Origin of the sequence: Oscillibacter sp. UBA6647, from assembly GCA_002455655.1 — a bacterium.
In the GTDB taxonomy this organism is placed as follows: Bacteria; Bacillota; Clostridia; order Oscillospirales; family Oscillospiraceae; genus Oscillibacter.
Genome location: DKLF01000143.1, coordinates 1 through 1,495, shown reverse-complemented (window position 1 = coordinate 1,495; position 1,495 = coordinate 1). Strand labels below are relative to the sequence as shown.

At 56.3% G+C, this 1,495-nt stretch carries 1 protein-coding gene; it reads right to left on the bottom strand.

Features of this window, described 5'->3' with window-relative positions:
* Positions 1 to 69: 69 nt before the first annotated feature.
* Positions 70 to 1,467: a sodium-dependent transporter gene (locus B2W96_RS10515; protein ID WP_293010245.1), complete on the bottom strand. Its 1,398-nt coding sequence runs from the start codon at positions 1,465 to 1,467 to the stop codon at positions 70 to 72.
* Positions 1,468 to 1,495 lie beyond the last annotated feature (28 nt).

Here is a 1,495-nt window from a genome sequence, read left to right as displayed (position 1 = left end):
TGAACCGAGGGCGGCGCCATTTTTCGGCGCCGCCCATTTTTTGAAAAGAGTGTTGAATCACCGGGGCGATCAGCTAATGCCGCCAAACCCAATGCCCAGAATAAAGCACAGCAGGCACAGCGGGACAAACACATATTTGCCGAAGGAATAGAACCACTTCATGATGGGCTTTTCGCTGCCCAGCTGTACTGCTTCTATGGCGGTATCCTTCTTCATGACCCAGAAGAACATAAACCCGGCAGTGAAGGCGCCCAAGGGACACAGGTAAATGGACACCATGTCCATCCACTGGGAGGTCCAAGGCTGGATGATCAGAGAGACTATCAGGGCGAAAATGTGGATTGCGGCGGTGGCGGTCAGGCGCTTCACGTGCAGCTTTTCCTGAAGCATCGCCACGGGCGTTTCAAAGAGATTGATAATGGAGCTGATGCCGGCAAACAGGACCGCGACATAGAAGAAGATGCCGATGATCCGGGAGATGCCGCCCATGCTGTTGAAGACGGGCAGGATGTAAATAAACAGCAGGCCGGGGCCACCGTTGCCCAGATCCGCGCCCACAGTCGCCATGGCGGGGATAATGATCAGCATAGCCAGCAGGGCCGCGGAGGTGTCGAACACGGCGCACAGGGCGGCAGACTGACGGATTTTCACGTCCTTGCCAAGATAGGAGCCGTAGATGACGGAGCCGGAGCCGGCCACGGACAGGGAGAAGAAGCACTGGCCAAAAGCAAAGACCCAAACCTCCGGGTTCAGCAGGCCCTTGGGATCCAGAGTGAAGATATACCGATAGCCGTCGCCGGTGCCGGGGATGAAGATCATGACGGCCGCCAGAATGATGAACAGCACGTACAAGGCCGGAATCATGACCTTGCAGGATGCCTCAATGCCGCCGGATACGCCCAGAATCATAATGAGGAAAGACACTGCGATGGCAACGATAATCCAGAAGTTATTGGCGCCACCGGTCGCAAAAGTCATCTTGATGGCTTCGGGGAGTGTCGCCGCCTCCGGAGCCACGGCCCCGAAGGTACTGCCGATGACGTTCATGTCCTGACCCATGGCCACCAGCTCGCCGGTGAGGGCCATCTTGGCGTAGTAGAATACCCAGCCCATGATGACCGCATAGCCTGTGCCCAGACACAGCGAGGCAAACACGGGAACGCTACCGATGAGTTCACCAATCTTTTTGGACCTGCCGCCGTTTTCCATGGCCTTGCCGAAGGAGCCGACGGGACCGAAGCCGGACCAGCGGCCCAGAGAGAACTCCTCCATCATACCAGACTGGGAAATGATGAATGCAAAGATGAAATAGGGGATCAGGAAGGTCAGACCGCCGTAGCGGGAGACCAGCATGGGGAAGCGCCAGACGTTGGCCATGCCCACACAGGAGCCGACGGCCGCCATGATAAAACCCCACTGCGACTTAAAGCCATCTTGCTTTTCTAAAGTTTTTGAGTTTTCTGCCATTGTTGTCCCTCCTACAATATAAATTACG

What these genes read in the sequence shown, in the direction of transcription:
- B2W96_RS10515 (WP_293010245.1), bottom strand. Translation starts at nt 1,467, where the DNA reads ATGGCAGAAAACTCAAAAACTTTAGAAAAGCAAGATGGCTTTAAGTCG.